The organism is Dactylosporangium sucinum, assembly GCF_014647515.1.
Taxonomy (GTDB): Bacteria; Actinomycetota; Actinomycetes; order Mycobacteriales; family Micromonosporaceae; genus Dactylosporangium; species Dactylosporangium sucinum.
Window position 1 is genome coordinate 1 of record NZ_BMPI01000135.1, and the last position, 1,780, is coordinate 1,780.

Consider the following 1,780-nt stretch of genomic DNA (forward strand, 5'->3'; position numbering starts at 1 on the left):
ACCGGGTGGGCGGTGCCGCAGACCTGCCCGGCTGGTGCGTCCGGGCTGGAGCCGGTGGTGTGGATCGGCTCGCCGAGCTGGGTCCATCGGGCCGGTGCCGGCCAGGCGTCGGTCAGCTCGACCGGGCGGCGGGGCAGGGGCAGGCCGCACCGCTGGGCGGCCTGCTCGACTGCGGCGGGCATCGGCGCGAACCCGGCGAAGATCCGCTGCCGCGGGTTGTCGCTGCTGGCCTGCAGGAACATCCGGGCGGCGCGGAGCAGCGGCCGGGCGGGGCGGGGGATGTGGAACATCACCTGGTGGGCCGGGTACGGCCCGCGCCGCGGCCGCGGTGCGATGAGCGCGAGCGTCGGTGGGGCGAGTGCGTCGAGGCGCAGTGTGCGCAGGCTGGGCAGGCTGAGCCCGGTGAACAGGGCCAGCGTGACACCGGCGGCCAGGACCGGGTGGGCGACGTGCGCGCGGATCCGGGCGGCGATGTCGGCGGTGAGCGGGGTGGTGCCCAGGCCGGGCCCGCCGGCGGTGGTGAGGTTGGGCAGGGCCAGCCAGCTGCCGTGCAGCAGGAACCCTGCCTGGGCGCCGCGCAGCAGGGCGGTGGTGTGCTGGCGGGTGGGGCTGTCGTGGACGAGTTCGGTGAGGAAGCGCTGCAGCCGCGGGTCGGTCGGCGGGTCGTGCGGGCCGGGTGGGTCGCGGTGGGCCAGCCAGCGGCAGGCATCGTCGAGGCCGCGGCCGTAAAGGTCGTCGACGCGGGCGAACACGTGCAGCGGGTGGCGCCGGTACACGTCGGCCCGGTAGTGCAGGACCTGCCCGGTAGGCAGCCGGCCCGGCAGAGCCACGAACTCGCGCTGCCCGGCCGGCGAGGCCTTGGCCCGGCCCGGCGGCGAGTTGTCCCGGCCGGGCAGCACGGCCAGGTCCTCGAGGACCTCGTGCGCGACGCCACCGAGGGCGGTCCGCAGGTGGGCCGGGACGGTGCGGGTGTGGCAGACCAGCAGCAGCGCCGCTCGGCTGGCCCGGGTCAGCCCGAGCAGCCGCGCCCAGCCGGTCGCGGTGAGCCGGTGCGCCCGGAGCACCACCAGCTCGGTCACCTCGGCGGCGTGGCACCACGCCGCGGCCGCGCGCCAGGCCGGGCCGGCGCCGCCGAGCCGCTCAGCGGCGAACTGCTGGACGGGCACGCCGAGCGCGGCGAGCACGTCGTGGGCGAGGCCGGCGTCTCCGCGGCCGCCCGGCGTCGGATGGATCACGACCCGGCCGGCCGCCGGGTCGTGGCGCGAGAGCAGCGCCGCGGTGACCGCGGCGTCGTCGGCGGGGTCGAGCAGCACGTCAACGCGGCCCTGCGCGGGCCCGTCCCACACCCAGGGCGCGGCCTGGTCAGGCATCGTGGCCGCCGAGGCGGCCGAACACCCACTGCAGCACGTCGGCGTCCGGGCGGTTGCGGCCAAGGCGGTCCAGCGCGGTTACCACGTGCGCGGTGATCTTGGCCCAGGCGCGGAAGTTGCCGTGCCCGGCGTGCGCGTCGGCATAGGCGAGCAGCTCCGAGTCGGCGTCGGCCCACACCGGGTGGTAGACGGGAATGACCTGCAAGACCTGGCCGGGAGTCATACGCCGGAACTCCTGCCACACGTACACCCGTGACGAGAGCATCGGCTCGCGCTTGAGGACCCGGTAGCAGTCCCCGCCGCCGACGAAGACGATCGCGATGTCGGTGCGCGGGTCGTCCCACAGGTGCCGCCAGAACTCGAAGCACTCCCGCGACAGCCACTGCGCCTCGTCGCACACCAGCACCCGC

At 76.3% G+C, this 1,780-nt stretch carries 2 protein-coding genes; both read right to left on the reverse strand.

Going from position 1 to position 1,780, the window contains the following annotated elements:
• The coding region (locus tag IEZ31_RS54780; protein ID WP_190258120.1) for a hypothetical protein at positions 1-1,370 on the reverse strand (1,370 nt) is incomplete at its 3' end.
• Positions 1,363-1,780, reverse strand: a 418-nt coding sequence (locus IEZ31_RS57985) for an AAA family ATPase (RefSeq protein ID WP_229837304.1), incomplete at its 5' end; no start/stop codon positions are given. The genes IEZ31_RS54780 and IEZ31_RS57985, both read right to left, overlap by 8 nt.